The sequence below is a fragment of the Alteromonas sp. RW2A1 genome (assembly GCF_001886475.1).
Taxonomy (GTDB): Bacteria; Pseudomonadota; Gammaproteobacteria; order Enterobacterales; family Alteromonadaceae; genus Alteromonas; species Alteromonas hispanica.
In genome coordinates, this window is sequence record NZ_CP018031.1 from 2,501,382 (window position 1) to 2,518,807 (window position 17,426).

Here is a 17,426-nt window from a genome sequence, read left to right on the forward strand (position 1 = left end):
TATGACCAATGAAGAATTTTCAAAAATGAGTGTGTATGTTCACGATGCACGTAAACCGTTAAATAGAATATCCATGCAAGCTGAGTTGGTAAAAATGGCTTTGAACGGCGATATTCCTACACAAAAAGCTGTGGATGCATTGGAAAAAATTATTGCGAGCTCTAAAGATTGCAGTAACACCCTTTCTGAAATGACTTCAGAGTTGAGCGAGACAGTATCGGATTCAGCTAAATGATAAATAAAATTTTATCTTCGCTTTACAGCTGGATCCTGATGGTCGTGCTTGTGATCGTAGTTATCACAGCCAACTCTTTTTACGTTGTAGATACACTAGATGAGCTGTCTGCGTTAGAAGCTAAACTGTTTAGCACTAATCGTATTATTGGTGCGGTAAACAAACTCCACGTTGCGCTATTGCGCGCTGAATCTGGGCAACGGGGCTATTTGTTGACAGAAGACGAAGCCTACTTAAACGAATATACGCAAACCCTGAATACGTTTGCCGCCCTTGCAGATGAAGTGGAGGTAAGTGTATTTGCATCAGATTCGCCAGAGCAAAGCAAACGCGTCAACGACTTGCTGGCACTGACAAAAGAAAAAATAAACCGCATGGTCGAGGTTGTAGAACTCGCTCGCGAAAACAACAAAAGTGAAGCATTAAGCTTACTTAAATCTGACCGAGGTCTTGAGTTATACAACCAATTCGAGAAGATTTTCGAAGAGGTAGATAGTTCAGAACGGAATATACAGGGTACCCATTTAGCAAACTTGATGAAGCTACGCCGCGACTCGGTGAATACCCTGATCATTTCATCGGCGACCACCCTTCTGCTCATCGTTACTATTTTTCTGTTACTTAAAATCAATACCAGAGAAAACGAAAAACACCAGGCCGAGCTTGAGGCAATCAATGAAGAATTAGAAGCGAAAATTGAAGAGCGTACTCAAGAGTTAAGTGTGTATTCTGATGAACTTGCTAGGAGTAATAGAGAGTTAGAAGACTTTGCATTTGTTGCCTCCCACGACCTTCAAGAACCACTTAGGAAAATTCGTGCCTTCGGCAACAGAATAGAATCTGGCTATGGTGATGTGATAGATGAAAGAGGTAAAGACTTTCTTGCCCGCATGTTAAATGCAGCAGAGCGAATGTCGATGCTAATTTCTGATTTGCTCTCTTTCTCTCGTGTATCAACCCGTGGAAAAGATTTTTCAGAGGTAGAGCTAAACACAGTACTCAACTCAGTATTGAGCGATTTAGAAATTGCCATTGAAGAGAAATCGGCTGAAATAACCGTTTCGGATATGCCAAAGATACGCGGTGATAAATCACAATTAGAGCAGTTGTTTTTAAATCTACTGTCTAATGCACTGAAGTTTCAGCCAGCGAATATTGTGCCAAAAGTGCAGGTAAATTGCGCGAAGCTGGACCCAGATTCAGATAGCGTAGAGCTTGAAAACATACTCAAGTCTGATGAATACCAATGGATAAAAATTACCGTTGAAGATAACGGTATCGGTTTTGATCAAACCTTCTCTGAGAAAATATTTGCGCCGTTTCAACGATTGCACGGCAGAAGCGAATACAAAGGCACTGGAATTGGTCTTGCCGTATGCCGGCGCATTGTAGAGCGACATAACGGTACAATAGCCGCAAGCAGTGAGCCCGGCAATGGCGCTAAGTTTGAAATTATTTTGCCCCTAGATAGCGAGCCTTTCGGCTCTAATAACGATAATGGAGATCCTTCGCATGACGCGTAAGCAAGCACAATCAATTAATATTTTAATGGCCGATGACGATGAGGATGATCGTTTACTCACTGTTGACGCGCTGAAAGAGTCGCGGGTTTTAAATACGCTTTTTTGCGTCGAAGACGGTGTTGAGTTGCTCGAATTTCTTCGCCACGAGGGAAAATATAGCGATGCTGAAAAATACCCTCGCCCCAGTCTTATTTTGCTAGACCTCAACATGCCTCGTAAAGACGGCCGTGAAGCGCTTCAAGAGTTAAAAAATGATCCGAAATTGCGCAGCATTCCTGTGGTTATTTTAACCACTTCAAAGGAAGAAGAAGACATGCTTCGAGGCTACGACTTGGGTTGCGCTTCTTATATTACTAAACCTGTTAACTTTGAAGGTTTAGTGGACCTAATGCGGGCACTCGGTCGGTATTGGATTGAATTTGTAGAACTACCACACGAGTAGCGGAGTACTAGATGACAGAGGTAATAAAAATTCTATTGATAGAGGATGATGAAGATGACTACTTCCTTACCTCTGATTATCTAGAGCGTTGCGACTCTCCTAAGTTCCTGCTCACGTGGGCTACCGACAGTAACTCGGCCATCGAGGCACTAAAACAAGACACATTTGACTTGTGCCTACTAGACTTTTTGCTGGGCGCCGAAAACGCCCTTGACGTCATAGACAAATTAAAAGCAAATCAGTACAACCTACCCGTTGTGATCCTTACAGGTCAATCTGACTCAACTGTCGATGAGATGGTGATGCGCGCAGGCGCTGCCGATTATCTTCAAAAATCTGAAATTGAATCACCGCGTTTCATGAGAACTATTCGTTACGCACTCGTTCGTCGAGATATCGAAAACGAACGAATGGAACGCAATAAGGTAGAACAAAAAAACAAGGCGAAGGATAAATTTCTTGCTCATTTGGGACACGAATTAAGAACGCCGCTCACCTCCATTCTAGGGTATACGGAACTATTGATAGACGACGCCAGAAATAGCCCGTTTCAACAAGAACTTTCTATCATCCATTCAAACGGTAAACACCTGTTGAGTCTGCTGAATGACTTGCTCGATATGTCGCGCATAATGGCCGATAAGCTTGAGTTGAATATGAAAGAAGTTAACTTAGCTGCGTTTCTTACTGATATACACTCGTTGATGCAATTGAATGCTAAGGATAAGGGACTGAGTTTACATGTCGTGCCTAAGACGAAGTTGCCAGACTTTATTCGAACCGATCCCACTCGTCTGCGTCAAATTTTAATCAATTTGATTACCAACGCCGTGAAATTCACAGACAAAGGCAGCATTACGCTTACCATAGAAATGGAGCCATCGAAGGTAAGTCAGCAGAGCGAAAACTACGCAGAGTCTAAAGCGCTAGAGAGCGTGTTAAGATTTACTGTTGATGATACTGGTATTGGAATGGCGCCGGATAAGTTGGACAACATCTTCCACCCGTTTGAACAAATTGAAGATGTTATGCGTGCTAATCATGGTGGCGCGGGTCTTGGGCTTGCCATATGTAAAGAACTGGTTTGTAAGCTGGAAGGCGATATATCTGTCTCTTCTAAAATGGGTGAAGGCAGCAGCTTTAGTTTTTTCATCAACCCTGGAAGTCTCAGCGACCAAACATTTGATGAGCTCTCATTAGGGCAAGTTGCTCCTGTTGAGCCCAGTAACCTGAACATGCAGCTCACCGGCAAAGTACTCATAGTGGATGACTTGCGCGAAATCAGAAGGCTTACCGGACACTTAGTGAGCCAGTCTAAAGCCGATATCAGTTACGCCGAGAATGGCGTAAAAGCCCTCGAGGCAGTATTACAAGCAGATGAACAAAATGCTCCTTTTAACCTAGTTCTCATGGATATCCATATGCCAGTTATGAATGGCATAGAGGCACTACATGCCATAAGGCGTCACGGCAAAGACCTACCCGTTATTGCAGTTACTGCGGCGAGCCGTAAAGGATTAAAAGAATCTCTCATTCGCGAAGGTTTTAACGACGTTATTGGGAAACCCATTGATAGGTTAGCCCTGGCAAGCTTATTGACACTTTATTTACCTGAAGATAACCCAGTGACGTTTTCAAATGTCGAGACGCAAGTTTCAGGTATGCCAATCAACAAACCTTTTGCACCTGAGCGCCCAGAGCCTAGGGTTAAGCTAGATGTGCCTAGCCCGCTGAAGTCTCAGCAAGAAAAACTACCTACCTCAAAGGTTAAGAGCGCTGAACATGTGGAAAAGCAAACTCAGCCAAGTGCCAAAAGAGTGCTTGTTGTTGAGGATGATGAAGATGCTGCGGAGTTACTGCAATTATTTCTTACTCACTTGGGATGCGAGGTAGTGAAGAGTTTATGTGGTAGTGATGCACTAGACGCTGTTGATGAACAAAGTTTCGATCATATTCTGATGGATTTAACCCTACCGGACTACGATGGTTATGAATTGGCCAAAAAAATTAAACTGCAGCAGACATCATGTAAATTAACCATAGTCAGTGGCCACCAAGCTGATGAAAGCACTATGCGGTCTATTGGTATAGACAGTGCTTTGCTTAAACCGGTTACTAAAAACGATCTAGAGAGCATACTAGTATAACTGACCAACTGCGCAATTCTTACAGAGTGCTCACAAATCTGTGTGCATTCTACTTAACATTCTAAATCAAAATATCTAAAAGCCAGCAAAATCAAATACCTAACCTATGGCATAACAGTTGCTCCTATCTATTTGAACCTAGTAAAATCAAGGAGACTACTATGGCTACACAAACTGCGAAAACCACAGCGGCGAAAAATACATCGGCAAATGGTAAAGCAACATCAGAACCTAGCCACCCCGTTACGGACCAACTAAAAGAATCACTCCATGAGTCTGTAGATAAGCTTGCAGATAATGCTAGCGTGGCTGAGGAAAATATACGTCGCACAGCAACAGCGTCTGCAGAAAACATGTCAGAACGCAAGCGTCTTGCCGAACAAAAGTGGCAATCATCAAAAGTGCGCAATTATGCGATTGAAAATCCAGTGGCAACAGCGGGACTCGCTTTTGCGGCGGGCGTGTTAGTGACTTCGCTATTTCGTAAAAAGTAGTAAATCGCCACTATGAGTGAATTACCTAATTTTCGGCATGCTCATTTTACCGTGAGCGATGAAAATCCGTTTCGCCTGACTCCCCCAAGGGATCAGGCGAACTTCGATAATGTTGCCGACGCCAGTAAGAGGGCATCATCGGGCCGCAACGCGTCCCCTCCCTACCCCAACCCTGAATATGAAGACGTTTTCGACGCGCTAAAAAATGCCGTTAAGCAGCGTACAAAGCAAGGGACAGCCTTTTTAAGCCTTTTCAACAGTGAATTAATGCTCATCAAGCGCTCTCTTCTTATTACTGTAGTGGCCTCGATGGCTGTTTTCGTCATATCTATGGTGTGCTGGGTAATTCTCAATGTTGGCTTGAGCATAGCGCTGTATTCTGTAAACCTCAGCGTGTTTGTCATTATTTGCATCCTTCTGTGCATTAATGTAGCTGCAGCAATATTGTTGTTTAGACTGGCAAAAAATGCATCTCAACTAGTTAGCTTTGAAAGGGTGATAGGGTTAATAAAACGCAGCCTTCTTACATAAAATTTGCATAAAATTTGCATAATATTTTCATAAGACTCCCATAAGACGTCATTAGTCTGAAACTACGCTATAGTAAAGGATAAACGTTATGATTAACGCACTGATGAAAATCGTTTTACTGAAAGAACAGTTGCTTGATATTGAGAAAAAAGAAAGAGATCTTTATGCCCAAAAGCATCACGCATCGTTAGCGGAAGAAAACGCCAAATTGAAGTGCAGGTTTTTATTTGGCAAACCTGAAGTTATTCTTTCTATTGTGGGTTTAGGCGCCTATAAAGGTGCATCTGACGCGAAACCAAAAGTGAAAAAGAATCGTAAAACAGCACTAACAACGATAGGCAGAACCGCGTTGCTATCGCTATTTAAAATGTAATTAATATGGCAAAAGGAAGTTATTGATGCGTCATAAATTTAAAATAAGAAATATTCACGCTGTCGTAGGTGCCGCAATTATCACAAGCAACATTTTAGCCGGTTGTGCGTCGGTTCCAGTAGCATCGCCTACACCTTATAAATCGGCCAAATCAGAGCAAAGCTACGGTTATTCAAGTGAAAAAATAAGCGACCAAGAATACCGAATTCTGTTTAAAGCTTCTGACAAGACACCTGCTGATAAGGTGCAGCAGTATGCACTGAGAAGGGCAGCAGAAATCGCGCAGACTAATGGATTTGATTTTGTTGCTGTCGCATCTACAAACATTGAAAAGAAACGGGTTATAGCCCGCGAAATATCAATGACCAAAAACGACCAGGTCACTTTTCCCTCTGATAAACAGTGCACCATGTCTGGATGTTCAAACGTTGCTCAACCTTCAACATTGCCAAATCCCAGCGATATTGAAAAGAAAGCGATGAAAGATATTTATTTTTCAATTGTCGCCGAGATGTCGAATGACAAAGTTAGTCTTGGCAATAACGCATTTTCGGTTAGCGAGTTGCTTGTACAACCCCTAGAAGAAAAAAATCAGAACTATTAATACAAACGGTTAAGCCGATATTGGCTTAACTAAAACACCGTCTTTACGAGGCGTAAACTTACTTTATTCCTCGTAAATCTGCTCTTAATTCCATGTTCATCTGTTTTTAATCTGATACAAAAGTAGCCGTAATCACTTCGCTATATGCTTAACAGTAAGCAATGCAATAAACCTGAAATTGCAATTGTGACTCACTGACACAAGATGAAGGATTTATGAGATGAATAAATTAAACGTCATTAGCTCAAAAACTATCGCTACAACAGCCGTGATACTACTTGCTTCGGGATGCAGTGCGGTTGCAACCCCTCAGAAAGCAGGTAGCACAACAAGCGCATCGCCTTCCCTTACAGCACAAGCACTGGATAATTCGCTACTCTATTCAAACTCATGTATTACTGAGCGCGAAGTTATTGCTGCACAAAAAATGTGGGGCGACGGTATTGTTGAAATAGGCTCGGTATATTCCAATAACGGCGATTATTCTAATGAAGCTGCCGACTTCATCCAAGACATGTATGGGTACGATTTGAGCAGTGTGCTTTTCAAACCCACACTTGCAGCCAACGATCAGTTTAGATCTAGTTTTGATGCTGCTCTGTCATACTTTGTTGGCGGAAATGATGCTTATGCAGAAGATAAAGGCTTTGCCATTAAACCTTACACAAATGTGAAGTTTGATAACGTGGGCATTATCAACAATAGCTGCAGAATGGCTGTGGCAATGGGAAACTATTATTTTACTGACACAAAAGGCGATGAAACCAAAGTGGAATATACCTTTGCTTACGTAAAAGACAGTGATAATAAATTACGCATTGTCGCTCACCAATCTTCGCTGCCCTACAACCCCTCGGGCAGCTAATTAAGAGCCAGTGACCTATATAGCTCAAGAAGCAAACTTGATAGCCAGCTAGGGTAAAACAACAACTCGTGTTTTACCCCGGCTTTTTTAGCGCAAATTATCTAATCATCGCTATCTAAATGAAGCGTATTAGCTCGCTCTATCCACTCTAAATCCTTTGTTTGTTCATCAAGAGTACCTTTAGCATCTTCAAGAAAAATCTGGCAAAAATAGCTCACAGCGGGCAGCTTTTCTTTGTAGCGTTTTAGTTGCACTTCCATTTCCTGCATCGCATTAGCAAACTCAGAATTTGATTTGGATAGCTCATAATCACATTTTAGATAAGCGCAAAGAACGTCGGCCGCTTTCGCAAGGGTCACATGTGCGTCTTCCTTGTCTTGCTCTATTAATGATTGATAGCGATGCTGCAGCGCTTCAGGTAACGTTTTGATCAACATGGCCTCAAAACGGCGTTCAAGCTTCTTGATTGCCGATGTTGTCTCGGGATCATGATACTTTACCGGGCTAGGTATATCGCTCATCCCTGCAATTTCACTACCCTCGTGAAAAATCGCCATGGCGGCCACCCTATCTGGATCAATATCTTCTTTAAAGATATCGCACGCTATAGCGCCCAGCATATGTCCAACAACAGAAGCCTCGTAAATGTGAGTAGAAAGCATTTCGTCTTGAAACTGAGCCATTAATGGCCATCGCTTTACGTTACGAGCCCGCTGCATTAGTCCGATAAACGCCGAGTGTGTATTTGCCATTAGTCTGTTCCTTCACATATTTTAAGTTTCCGATCTTACCTTTTGGCTGCCCATTAACACAATGTAAATTATCTCTCTCGCAGTTTGTCGATTGTAAAAACTGCAAATCACCTGTAATTATTATTGTTGAGACGCCCAATAATTACTGTCCAGAATGATAAAAATTTAATTTTTATCATTAATAACATGCACTTAAAAATATGGCACTAACATAGCATCACCTTTACTGAACGAAACGGAAGCAACAAGAGGAACTTACTATGTTAGGCTGGGCAATCACATTTTTTATTATCGCCATTATTGCAGCAGTTTTTGGCTTCTCGGGCATAGCAGGTGCGGCAACAGGAATTGCACAAATATTATTTTTCGTATTTGTAGCGTTTCTTGTCATCTCGCTAATCGCAAACGCTCTTCGTGGCAAAGCGCCAAAAGCGTAACACGCTCTCAAATTAAGCAGTTAAATTAAGCAGTTAAATTAGATAGTTAAAGAAAATGAGTAAGGATATGATTTCATTTAAAGATTTAGCAAAGGTAGCAGCGGCATCAATATTTGTATTGTCTGTAGCAGCATGTAGTGAAAACGACGCTGAAAGCGCAGGTGAAGAACTTGATGAAATGGTTACCGACGCAGGTAACGCTCTCGAAGACGGTGGCGAAGAAATCGGTGATATGGCCGATGACGCAGGAAACGCCGTTGAAGACGCTTGTGAAGATGTCAAAGAAGGCGTAGATGCAGAAGACGACGATTGCTAACCAATAGGTGACTCACTAGCGGGATGGATTGTTATTAACAACTCTCTCTCGCCACATGAGAATCGCTATATGAAAAAATAAAAAATAGCCGGTAGAAGTTACCGGCTATTTTTTTACTTTTGTCACCTAGCGATACAACGCCAATTACGATCGGTTAAGACACTTCAATACCGCCCATTTCTCGCGCTAAATCGTCTAGCGTTGAGAGAGTTTGATCAAACTCTCCCACGATATACGTGTATTTGACGCTCACATGGTGATCTGTCTGCCCAAACTTAACCCGAAGACCTTCAGCATCAATATGCTTCACAGTATTGAGAAACCGATAGGCTGACATCTCGGAACCAAATTCAAACTCAACACTATTTTCCATCTACGCAAGCACACCTGGTTTGTTATCGATAACACTGATAACTCGCTGCAGTAACCCGTGCTCACTACTTTTCACCTCACCATGAGATAACCAATCTCCCAGAATGTCGGCAGGAGACGGAGCCTCGCCACTTTCCAGCTTCGCGGTCATCATTTGAAGCTGTACGCTTGAACGAGTTGACGAATCTGCTTCTGGACTTGGCATCTCACACGCTACTTCAAGTGCCACGGTTAGCCATTGCCTATCATGGCGCGAAGTGTCAGAGTTGCTTGCATTGGTGTATATACTCGACCAGCGCTTACCTAAAATTTCTAGATGCGCTTCTCGCTCACCGGGTTCATTATTTTGTAATAGTGATATTAACGCCTGCGCACGTGCTGTTTTCCGCTCATTGAGGTTTTCGCTCAGATAATTTTCTCTCTTTCGATTTAGCTCACTGATTTTGCGTTCAACTTTTGTGCGGTTGGCACCTGTAAGTTCTGCTAACCCATCTTCCACTGGTTTGAGAGCGCTGCTATAGGTATCTTCATCAGCCTCTACGGAAATGGAGGCTAAAATAGCAACCAGTGCTTCCGCACGCTGAGCAAAAGCATTATTTTGGGCTTTACGCTGACTTTTAATACGTTCAAATACTTCGTCATTGCGCTTTTTAAATTCTGCCCATAATCTGCTTTCTTCGCGTTTTCCTGCATGTCCAATTTGCTTCCACTCTTGCTGTAATGTCTGAGCGGATTGGGCAGCAGCTTCCATATCTTCAGCACTTTGCAATGCATCTACCTTATCGACCAAGGCTTGCTTAAGCGCTTGATTTTGACTCTGCCATTCGCGAACAGTTTTTTGAAGTGGTGAGTTTACGGCCTTCCACTCTTGCTTTAGCTGCTCGTAGTCTTGCTTTTCAACTTGACCACAGGCTCGCCACTGTTTGGCAAGCCTGTCGAGTATTTTGCTTAGCTCCGATGGCGGCGTGTCTGGGTCGATATCTTTTGCTTTGACAATAATTGAGCGACGCAGCTCTAGTGCTGCAGCTCGCTCTGCATCAAGTTTGGCATAATGCTCTCTGCATGGCTCAAAGGCCTTTTCAAGCGCAGTATCAAAAGCTTTCTGTAGCTCCTCTGTCTGCTCGCCAGTACTATTTTGTGAGTCAGACAGTGCAGGTGCACTCAATGACAGCCATTGGCTGCGGAGATATTTAATGGCTTCGCTGCGCTGCTTGATGTTTTCGGCTGGCGTCGCTGCAAGAGTTTGTGCTTCTTCAACAAGCGCGGGCTTACGCGGTTCTGCAATGTAGCTCTGCCAACCTTCAAGGCGAGCAATATCATCAGCGGTTTTTTGATAGCGCTTTTCAATGTCTCTTTTTATATCGGCAGGTAGGCCTTGTACCTCTTCTGAAAGCTTTTTAAACTTTGACATTGCAGCGCGAAATTTACCTTGCGACACCAGGTTATCGACAATGCTGATTTGCTTTCTTACTTGACGTAACTCATCGAGATGCTTCGATTTTAATGCCTTTTGCTCTGCTCTAACTTGTTTAGTCGCGGCTTTAAAACGTTGTAAAATAACCTGCGGTTGCATAATGAGCTCTTTGCTAAGCTCGGTGTATTCCTCCACCGCCGTATCAAAAGCACTTCTAATGTCTCGCCGCTCTACTTCCTCTAACGCATCATCAGTGAGCTTTTGCGCGATATCTTCAACAGTGTGCAAGCGAGATAACAGCTTCTGCCCATACTGCTGCTGAAGAGAAAAGGCCTCTAGCTTTGCGTTGAGTTCGTCAACAGCTAGCTGAACTTCTTTCATTCTTTTGTTGCTATTATCGAGCTGATTTAAATGCTCAATAGTGGCTTCAACACCACGCACGCTCTCGTTGACTGTAGCGACATCTGCTAATGTCGCCTCACAAAGACGGGTATTATAAAGCCAGTTAACTTGCTGCTTGGCATGGGTTAGTTGCTGCTCGCATAGGGCTTGCGTATTGGCAAGTAGCGACTGCTGTTGTTTTTCTTCCCACGCCGGACGAATTCTATCTAGATAGCGAGAAACTTGCTCCGCTATCTTACTGTGTTTTTCCTGGTATTCCTCGCGATCATCAGCGTTGAGAATTTCAACGTTGGCAAATAAGCCGGTTAACTCACTTTCATACACAGATTGCAAATCTACAATTTGCTCCACATCTGTTTTGTCTAACAAAGCGCGGTATTTTGACAAACACAACGTAAGCTGCTTTTTCAGCTCGACAGGTTTTTGCTCAGCCTCTCTGATTGCATCTATACGTGCATTTAAGTCGGCTAATAGTTTGTCATCACCTGCCTTTTTAGCCCACTTCTGCAACAATGAGACCTGCGACTGTGCATTAATCAGTTGCTGCTGTAATAGAGGGTTATTACAGTTTAAAAATACAAACTGGGTAAAAGACGGTTTATCGACCTTCTCCAGTAAAGTGTGCGCAAGTGAAGGTTCACTGAGTAGCGCGAAATCCTGATTGGCCACATCTTGTTGCACTACTTCAATGATTAAGTCTGGGCTTGCGGTTTCTGATAGAAAAGTCGCTTTTTCTTCGCAAGATAACGCTAGTGAGCCTTTTCCAGCAATAGCGTCATTTACACGCTGCTGCGCGGCTTTTTTCACGTTTGATGCTTTTGCAATCTGCGCCATTTTAAGCCAAAGAACAAAGCTATTAAGTTTCTCTAGCGCAGCAAGGCTCACATCAGCGCTTTCATCATTGAAGGCCAACTCGTGCAGTATTGTTTTTTCTTGTTGTTTTTCCGGTGAGAGATTTTTAATGGCTTCCAGTCTTTTTTCTGACTTTGGACTGGTGTGAGAAGGAGCAAATATACGACTAAATATCATCCTGTTTGAACCGCGCTATCGTGTTGTTATCATTATTTTGGTCCGAAAGAGAGCGTTTAAAATCGGCTTTGCTTTTATGCACAATTTCACCGCTCTCGCCTACTGTCATGTGTTCAGAGGATTTTTCTATTTTCGCCTGATACAACATAACCGCCTGCATACTGCTGGCTTTTTGCTCTTCGTTAAGTGGCGTTCCATCTATCCACTTACCTGTCTCTACTGCTTGACGCAAGCGTTCATAAACCTCTGGCGTCATACTGCTTACTAATGCATCTATATTCATCTAAGAAAAACGCTTTATCATTACAATACGTGCTCTATTTACTAGGTACCAAACAAGCCCGACAACCGCTCCTAAAATAGCAAGGTTGTGCTGAAGGTCTCCTGGCCTAGTCCCTCCCCAATACATAAAACCAAAACTCGCCACGAAAATTAGCATAGCAAGTAAAGACTGATTTTGAATGCTTTGGAGTTTTTGAAATCTGTGTAGGCTTTGCTTTCTTTCAACGTCTTCAGACGTTGCGTCACCCACCTTAAATCCACAATGAGGACACTCTTTCGCCTTGTCAGAGGTTTTTTTCTTACACGACGGGCAGTCAACTAATGCCATGCGTTGCTCCTGTTAATACGCTGCGAGTAAAAAACAACAGAGAATACGTCTTAGCCTCTCTGTCTCGCGGACGGGTATCATACTGAAGTTGGTTGCAACAATGAAGTCGGATTACCTACTTCACAAACAAAAAATGCGAGCGTTGCATTGCCACCAACCAAGCAATGCCTGCGCTCGCACTTTTTACTTATTGCAACAGTATTAAGACTAATCCATTACCTAAATAATAATTAATCCTGAAGTAGTTGCATCGAATTATTTCTTGGCCCTCGACCAGTAGTCATTGACCGTTTCTTTCATTTCTTTGCTCAATAGCAATATGCCAAACAAGTTAGGCAGTGTCATAACCACAATTGCTACCGCCGACAGCGCCCATACAAGGGTTGTATCTGAGAAAGCAGCCCATACGAAACCGGCAACGTAGATTACACGATAAGGCATAACAGAACGGGGGCCTAAAAGGTAGGTCATAGCACGGTCACCGTAATAAGACCACGCAATAGCGGTTGAGAACGCAAACAACAACAGACCAATAGAAACAATGTACTGCCCAAAGTCACCGAAGAAGCCTCGCGTGAATGCAATAGTGGTAAGTGCGGCTGAATGTACTAACGACTTACCACTTACTTCTAAGTTATCTTTAAGTGGTTTTCCGTCTTCTATTTTCAGTGTGCCAGTAAAGAGATCTTCGCTGCCCACAGAATATTTAACGTCTTCCGCCACAGAGCGCGAGTTAATAAGCGTAAAATCACCGCTTACTGCCGTTCCGTTTACCACTGTGATTGTACCCGTGTAAGGCTTAATCTCATTACCTTCGACATCGTTCAAAAAGCCATACAGCGATTCCACATCTTTCTTCTCGCTATCGTCGTACTGGCCGTCTACGAAGAACATATCTGAGCGGTCGAAAACATTTTCATGCTTCTCTTTCCAAACACCAGAAGAGAGGATAACAAGCCCGGTAATAGTACAAATCAAAATTGTGTCGATGAAGGGTTCTAGCAACGACACCATTCCCTCCGAAGCCGGCTCCTTTGTTTTCGCTGCCGCGTGAGCGATAGGCGCAGAACCTTGCCCCGCCTCGTTTGAGAACAAACCCCTGTTTACACCGCGGTTGAAGGCGTACGCAAGCGACGCTCCTAAAAACCCGCCAGCCGCTGCCGAACCAGTAAAGGCATCACCAATAACAGACATAAAAGACGGTATAATATTCTCTAAGTTAGCGAATATTACGGCCATTGCCCCAATGAGGTAAATTACCGCCATAATTGGCACAACGCGGGCCGTGAAAGCAGCGATACGTTGAATTCCGCCTAATATAACCAGTGCCAGCAATATGCCAAGTACACTACCCACTAGCCATGGTTCAAATCCAAATGTCGCTTCAATACTCTGTGCAATACCGTTACTTTGCGGCAAGTTACCTGTGCCAAAAGAGCTAACAACTGTTGCAATAGCAAACGCTACGGCTAACCATTTCATGTTAAGGCGACGATCCATGTAATACATGGGGCCACCCGCCATAGTACCGTCTTCGGTTTTTACGCGATATTTATGTGAAAGCGTAACCTCGACGAATTTAGTCGTCATACCTAAAAATGCGGTCACCCACATCCAAAATAAGGCCGCCGGACCACCCAAAAAGATAGCGAATGCCACCCCAGATATGTTACCCGTTCCTACAGTTCCAGAAAGTGCAGTGGTAAGCGCCCTAAAGTGAGTGGTGTCACCAGGATCGCTTTCTTTGTCGAACTTTCCTGTTATTACCTGCCACGCGTGCTTAAAGAAGCGAATTTGCGGAAATTTTAAATAAATCGTGAAAAATAAGCCCACGCCAAGAAGCACGAAAGGAAACCAGCGCGCTCCTCCTAAAAAGCTATCAAGCGTGATAAGTAAACCGTATAACCCTTCCAAGGTAATTCCCCTTTATTATTTTGTTGTTTTGTAATGTGTTGCTAACAATGTATGGCCAAGACCTCATCCAGGCGAGGTCTAATGTGTAAAATCGAACTTGTCGTTTTACTTATTATTTTGCTTATTTACCACTGCATTTACAGCAATAAGTATATCTTCACCAAATTGGCGACTGCGCTGAACAGACCAACCATAAACGTCATCTGGCACATTCGCGTTGTCTTTAAATGGCATTTCAACGGTGTACGCCATGCAGGTAAACTTTTCACCTACAGCGTTTGACGCTACGGTTAGATTTGCTTCACCGGGTGCATCTTTGTCGTAACCAAATTCATCCTGAAATTCAGGGGTAGCATTCAATAGCGCTGTCTTAAAGGTGTTTTCTAAATCTTTAATTTCATCATTGTAACTGGGGTTTCCTTCACCGCCTGCCACAAAATTGTACGGAAGCGCCTCATCACCGTGCAAATCTAAGTACATGTCGACACCTGTCTCTTCCATCGCATTTAGCACGTAAAGTACTTCAGGGCTTTTTTCTGCTGAAGGTGTCGCCCACTCTCGATTCAAGTTGGTACCCACAGCGTTAGTACGCAAATGTCCTCTCGCACCACCATCTGGATTCATATTCGGAACAATGTAAAACACGGCATTATCAAGCAACTGTCGCGCCAAACCGTCTTGCTCATCAAGTAACCGGTAAATGATACCTTCAGCGCACCACTCTGCCATGGTTTCACCAGGGTGTTGTCTTGCCGTGATCCACACTTTCTTTTTATTAGGTGCTTCTTCACCTATAACCAACAAGGACATATCGCGACCGTCTAGCGTGAGTCCAAGAAAACGATGCTCACATAATAATGACATCTGCGCATCGCAGATAAGGTCTAGATGACGTTCATAGCTGTACGGAATGAAGTAGGCAAAGTAAACGCTCGATTGCTCGAGCGTTAGTGAGAAAGTTAAGTTGTCACCGTCGAAAGAGGTTGGCACTCGAAACCAGGTTTGCCTATCGTAAGAAGCCAATACCTTATAATCCTTCCAACCTTCTGGGTATGCAGATGTTGCTAGCCCCTGAATTGTCACTTTATGCGTTACAAAGGTTTCACCCATCAAACGAAAATGAAACCATTGAGCAAACTCTGATTGGTTGTCTTTAGGGATGCTAAGAAGAATGTCTTCAGGAGATTTGGCGTGAACAACGTTAATGTTGCCACTGTCGAACTGACTGGAAATATGCATAGACTGTCGTTTCCCTTATTATTTGTGCGCTAATTTAGCATAGTCATTAACACAAATACCATGTGAATAGGCTGGTTTTACCAGCGCTACAGTATAGATTTTCTTTACGCTTATAAAAAAACCGACCCATAGGTCGGTTTTTATACATTTTTAGTGCCGTATTTGAACGCTTACGACATCAAGTGTTAAAGCGGCAGCGTTGGAAAGCTCAAGTTTGCCATATCACGAACAACGCGAAGTACCTGACAGCTATAGCCGAACTCGTTGTCGTACCAAACATAAAGCGTTAAGCGGTCTTCAGACACGATTGTGGCCTGCGAATCAACAACCGACGCGGCTCTAGAGCCTACCAAATCGGTAGACACGATTTCTTTGCTGGCTGTGTAGTCAATTTGGTGCTGAAGCTTAGAGAACAGCGCGGTGTCGCGCAAAAACTCGTTCACTGAAAGCTTGTCTGTAGCCTTTTCTAAGTTCAGGTTCAATATTGCCATGGAAACGTTAGGTGTAGGAACACGAATAGCATTACCCGTAAGTTTTCCACCTAGCTTAGGATATGCTTTGGCAACCGCTTTTGCTGCTCCCGTCTCCGTAATAACCATGTTGAGTGGCGCGCTGCGACCGCGACGGTCACCTTTGTGGTAGTTATCAATAAGGTTTTGATCGTTAGTATAAGAGTGAACGGTTTCGACATGGCCGTTTTTAATACCGTACTCTTCGTCTAACGCCTTTAACACCGGGGTAATAGCGTTTGTAGTGCAGCTCGCAGCTGAAACGATAGTATCGTCTAACGTCACTTCACTATCGTTAACACCGTGAACGATATTCTTGATGTCGCCCTTGCCAGGTGCAGTAAGAATCGCTTTAGCCGCTCCTTTTGCCTTGAGGTGAAGACCTAGACCTTCGCGGTCACGCCAAATCCCCGTGTTGTCGATAATAATAGCGTTATCAATGCCATACTGTGTGTAATCCACTTCATCCGGGCTGTTGGCATAGATAACTTGAATAAAAGAACCATTGGCTTTAAGTGCATTGCGTTCATGATCAATCGTAATGCTGCCGTTAAAAGGTCCGTGTACCGAGTCTCTACGAAGCAGGCTGGCGCGCTTCTCTAGGTCGCCGTCGCGTCCACCGCGCACAACGATCGCTCTCAGGCGAAGCTTATTATTTTTACCCTGGCGCTCGATAAGAAGGCGAGCAAGTAAACGACCAATGCGACCAAAACCATAAAGCACGACGTCTTGAGGCTGCTGGTTGTCTTCTTTATTAACAACTTCGCTGAGCTTTTCGGTCAAGTAGCTTTTAAGGTCGTCATTATCTACCGCAGAGCCATAATGAAAATCGAAAGCCAGTTTGCCGATGTCGATTTGCGCTGGCGCAATCTCCATCTCGCTTAAGGCTTCTAATATGGGATAACTTTCACGCAAACGAAGTTTAATACCCTCGTGTAAGCGCACTTTACGGTGTGCCTTTATAATGTCGATAGCGCTCGCATTAAGAAGAGAGCGACCATATACAGAAATTTCCACCGCTTTGTTGCGGTAAAGCTTCCCTACTAATGGCAACATGATTTCCGCGTATTCTTGACGCTCTTGCCAGCTACTTTGTAATTCCTGCTCGTACTGTTGATTCATTCTTAAGCCTTCATCGATATAAATTAACGTTGGTTTCACGTCAGCTTTTTATTATTCTTAGGGTACACGTAGGTGAGGTTCTGTCTGACGATGATG

Annotated in this window: 19 protein-coding genes; 11 read left to right on the forward strand and 8 right to left on the reverse strand. The window is 43.5% G+C overall.

The window, feature by feature from the left end; genetic code table 11:
* The first annotated feature begins 1 nt into the window (after position 1).
* The 9 genes from BM528_RS11165 (at position 2) to BM528_RS11205 (ending at position 7,214) form a co-directional block, all read left to right on the forward strand.
* Positions 2-235: a hypothetical protein gene (locus tag BM528_RS11165; protein WP_071979871.1), complete on the forward strand. Its 234-nt coding sequence runs from the start codon at positions 2-4 to the stop codon at positions 233-235.
* Positions 232-1,758, forward strand: a complete 1,527-nt coding sequence (locus BM528_RS11170; protein ID WP_071979872.1) for a sensor histidine kinase — start codon at positions 232-234, stop codon at positions 1,756-1,758. The genes BM528_RS11165 and BM528_RS11170 overlap by 4 nt, the downstream gene beginning before the upstream one ends.
* Positions 1,748-2,200, forward strand: coding sequence for a response regulator (locus BM528_RS11175; RefSeq protein ID WP_071979873.1), 453 nt, complete (start codon positions 1,748-1,750; stop codon positions 2,198-2,200). The genes BM528_RS11170 and BM528_RS11175 overlap by 11 nt, the downstream gene beginning before the upstream one ends.
* Before the next feature lie 11 nt (positions 2,201-2,211).
* Positions 2,212-4,347, forward strand: a complete 2,136-nt coding sequence (locus BM528_RS11180; protein WP_071979874.1) for a response regulator — start codon at positions 2,212-2,214, stop codon at positions 4,345-4,347.
* 161 nt (positions 4,348-4,508) lie between these two features.
* Positions 4,509-4,841, forward strand: a complete 333-nt coding sequence (locus BM528_RS11185) for a DUF883 domain-containing protein (protein ID WP_071979875.1) — start codon at positions 4,509-4,511, stop codon at positions 4,839-4,841.
* Between the two features lie 12 nt (positions 4,842-4,853).
* A complete protein-coding gene (locus BM528_RS11190) occupies positions 4,854-5,372 on the forward strand; it encodes a hypothetical protein (RefSeq protein WP_071979876.1) in 519 nt (172 codons plus the stop codon).
* 88 nt (positions 5,373-5,460) lie between these two features.
* Complete coding sequence (locus BM528_RS11195) at positions 5,461-5,745, forward strand: hypothetical protein (RefSeq protein ID WP_232230476.1); 285 nt, start codon at positions 5,461-5,463, stop codon at positions 5,743-5,745.
* 25 nt (positions 5,746-5,770) lie between these two features.
* Complete coding sequence (locus tag BM528_RS11200; protein ID WP_071979877.1) at positions 5,771-6,349, forward strand: CC0125/CC1285 family lipoprotein; 579 nt, start codon at positions 5,771-5,773, stop codon at positions 6,347-6,349.
* 220 nt (positions 6,350-6,569) lie between these two features.
* The gene (locus BM528_RS11205) at positions 6,570-7,214 is read left to right on the forward strand and encodes a phosphoribosyl-AMP cyclohydrolase (protein WP_071979878.1); all 645 of its coding nucleotides are present in this window, start codon (positions 6,570-6,572) and stop codon (positions 7,212-7,214) included.
* A 101-nt stretch (positions 7,215-7,315) separates the two neighbouring features.
* Here the strand turns inward: BM528_RS11205 and yfbR are convergent, their stop codons facing one another.
* Positions 7,316-7,966 carry a 5'-deoxynucleotidase gene (gene yfbR / locus BM528_RS11210; RefSeq protein ID WP_071979879.1) on the reverse strand — a complete coding sequence of 217 codons (651 nt, stop codon included), beginning with the start codon at positions 7,964-7,966 and terminating at the stop codon, positions 7,316-7,318.
* 260 nt (positions 7,967-8,226) lie between these two features.
* On the opposite strand from yfbR, the gene BM528_RS11215 reads away from it, so the two are divergent.
* Entirely contained in the window at positions 8,227-8,403 is a 177-nt protein-coding gene (locus tag BM528_RS11215) for a DUF1328 domain-containing protein (RefSeq protein ID WP_071979880.1), read from the forward strand.
* A 67-nt stretch (positions 8,404-8,470) separates the two neighbouring features.
* The gene (locus BM528_RS11220) at positions 8,471-8,719 is read left to right on the forward strand and encodes a hypothetical protein (protein WP_071979881.1); all 249 of its coding nucleotides are present in this window, start codon (positions 8,471-8,473) and stop codon (positions 8,717-8,719) included.
* Between the two features lie 154 nt (positions 8,720-8,873).
* Here the strand turns inward: BM528_RS11220 and BM528_RS11225 are convergent, their stop codons facing one another.
* The 7 genes from BM528_RS11225 to BM528_RS11255 form a co-directional block, all read right to left on the reverse strand.
* Positions 8,874-9,092, reverse strand: a complete 219-nt coding sequence (locus tag BM528_RS11225; RefSeq protein ID WP_071979882.1) for a hypothetical protein — start codon at positions 9,090-9,092, stop codon at positions 8,874-8,876.
* The gene (locus BM528_RS11230; RefSeq protein WP_071979883.1) at positions 9,093-11,936 is read right to left on the reverse strand and encodes a DUF349 domain-containing protein; all 2,844 of its coding nucleotides are present in this window, start codon (positions 11,934-11,936) and stop codon (positions 9,093-9,095) included. It lies immediately after the preceding gene.
* Positions 11,926-12,219 carry a YeaC family protein gene (locus tag BM528_RS11235; protein ID WP_071979884.1) on the reverse strand — a complete coding sequence of 98 codons (294 nt, stop codon included), beginning with the start codon at positions 12,217-12,219 and terminating at the stop codon, positions 11,926-11,928. Before BM528_RS11235 ends, BM528_RS11230 begins: the two co-directional genes overlap by 11 nt.
* Positions 12,220-12,546 carry a zinc ribbon domain-containing protein gene (locus BM528_RS11240; protein ID WP_071979885.1) on the reverse strand — a complete coding sequence of 109 codons (327 nt, stop codon included), beginning with the start codon at positions 12,544-12,546 and terminating at the stop codon, positions 12,220-12,222.
* A gap of 255 nt (positions 12,547-12,801) precedes the next feature.
* Positions 12,802-14,460, reverse strand: coding sequence for an alanine/glycine:cation symporter family protein (locus BM528_RS11245; RefSeq protein WP_071979886.1), 1,659 nt, complete (start codon positions 14,458-14,460; stop codon positions 12,802-12,804).
* A 105-nt stretch (positions 14,461-14,565) separates the two neighbouring features.
* Complete coding sequence (locus BM528_RS11250; protein WP_071979887.1) at positions 14,566-15,699, reverse strand: M14 family metallopeptidase; 1,134 nt, start codon at positions 15,697-15,699, stop codon at positions 14,566-14,568.
* Between the two features lie 185 nt (positions 15,700-15,884).
* Positions 15,885-17,330: a glyceraldehyde-3-phosphate dehydrogenase gene (locus BM528_RS11255; RefSeq protein WP_071979888.1), complete on the reverse strand. Its 1,446-nt coding sequence runs from the start codon at positions 17,328-17,330 to the stop codon at positions 15,885-15,887.
* Positions 17,331-17,426: the final 96 nt, after the last annotated feature.

Coding starts and splice junctions, on each gene's coding strand:
- BM528_RS11165 (WP_071979871.1), top strand. CDS start 2: ATGACCAATGAAGAATTTTCAAAAATGAGTGTGTATGTTCACGATGCA.
- BM528_RS11170 (WP_071979872.1), top strand. CDS start 232: ATGATAAATAAAATTTTATCTTCGCTTTACAGCTGGATCCTGATGGTC.
- BM528_RS11175 (WP_071979873.1), top strand. CDS start 1,748: ATGACGCGTAAGCAAGCACAATCAATTAATATTTTAATGGCCGATGAC.
- BM528_RS11180 (WP_071979874.1), top strand. CDS start 2,212: ATGACAGAGGTAATAAAAATTCTATTGATAGAGGATGATGAAGATGAC.
- BM528_RS11185 (WP_071979875.1), top strand. CDS start 4,509: ATGGCTACACAAACTGCGAAAACCACAGCGGCGAAAAATACATCGGCA.
- BM528_RS11190 (WP_071979876.1), top strand. CDS start 4,854: ATGAGTGAATTACCTAATTTTCGGCATGCTCATTTTACCGTGAGCGAT.
- BM528_RS11195 (WP_232230476.1), top strand. CDS start 5,461: ATGATTAACGCACTGATGAAAATCGTTTTACTGAAAGAACAGTTGCTT.
- BM528_RS11200 (WP_071979877.1), top strand. CDS start 5,771: ATGCGTCATAAATTTAAAATAAGAAATATTCACGCTGTCGTAGGTGCC.
- BM528_RS11205 (WP_071979878.1), top strand. CDS start 6,570: ATGAATAAATTAAACGTCATTAGCTCAAAAACTATCGCTACAACAGCC.
- yfbR (WP_071979879.1), bottom strand. CDS start 7,966: ATGGCAAATACACACTCGGCGTTTATCGGACTAATGCAGCGGGCTCGT.
- BM528_RS11215 (WP_071979880.1), top strand. CDS start 8,227: ATGTTAGGCTGGGCAATCACATTTTTTATTATCGCCATTATTGCAGCA.
- BM528_RS11220 (WP_071979881.1), top strand. CDS start 8,471: ATGATTTCATTTAAAGATTTAGCAAAGGTAGCAGCGGCATCAATATTT.
- BM528_RS11225 (WP_071979882.1), bottom strand. CDS start 9,092: ATGGAAAATAGTGTTGAGTTTGAATTTGGTTCCGAGATGTCAGCCTAT.
- BM528_RS11230 (WP_071979883.1), bottom strand. CDS start 11,936: ATGATATTTAGTCGTATATTTGCTCCTTCTCACACCAGTCCAAAGTCA.
- BM528_RS11235 (WP_071979884.1), bottom strand. CDS start 12,219: ATGAATATAGATGCATTAGTAAGCAGTATGACGCCAGAGGTTTATGAA.
- BM528_RS11240 (WP_071979885.1), bottom strand. CDS start 12,546: ATGGCATTAGTTGACTGCCCGTCGTGTAAGAAAAAAACCTCTGACAAG.
- BM528_RS11250 (WP_071979887.1), bottom strand. CDS start 15,699: ATGCATATTTCCAGTCAGTTCGACAGTGGCAACATTAACGTTGTTCAC.
- BM528_RS11255 (WP_071979888.1), bottom strand. CDS start 17,330: ATGAATCAACAGTACGAGCAGGAATTACAAAGTAGCTGGCAAGAGCGT.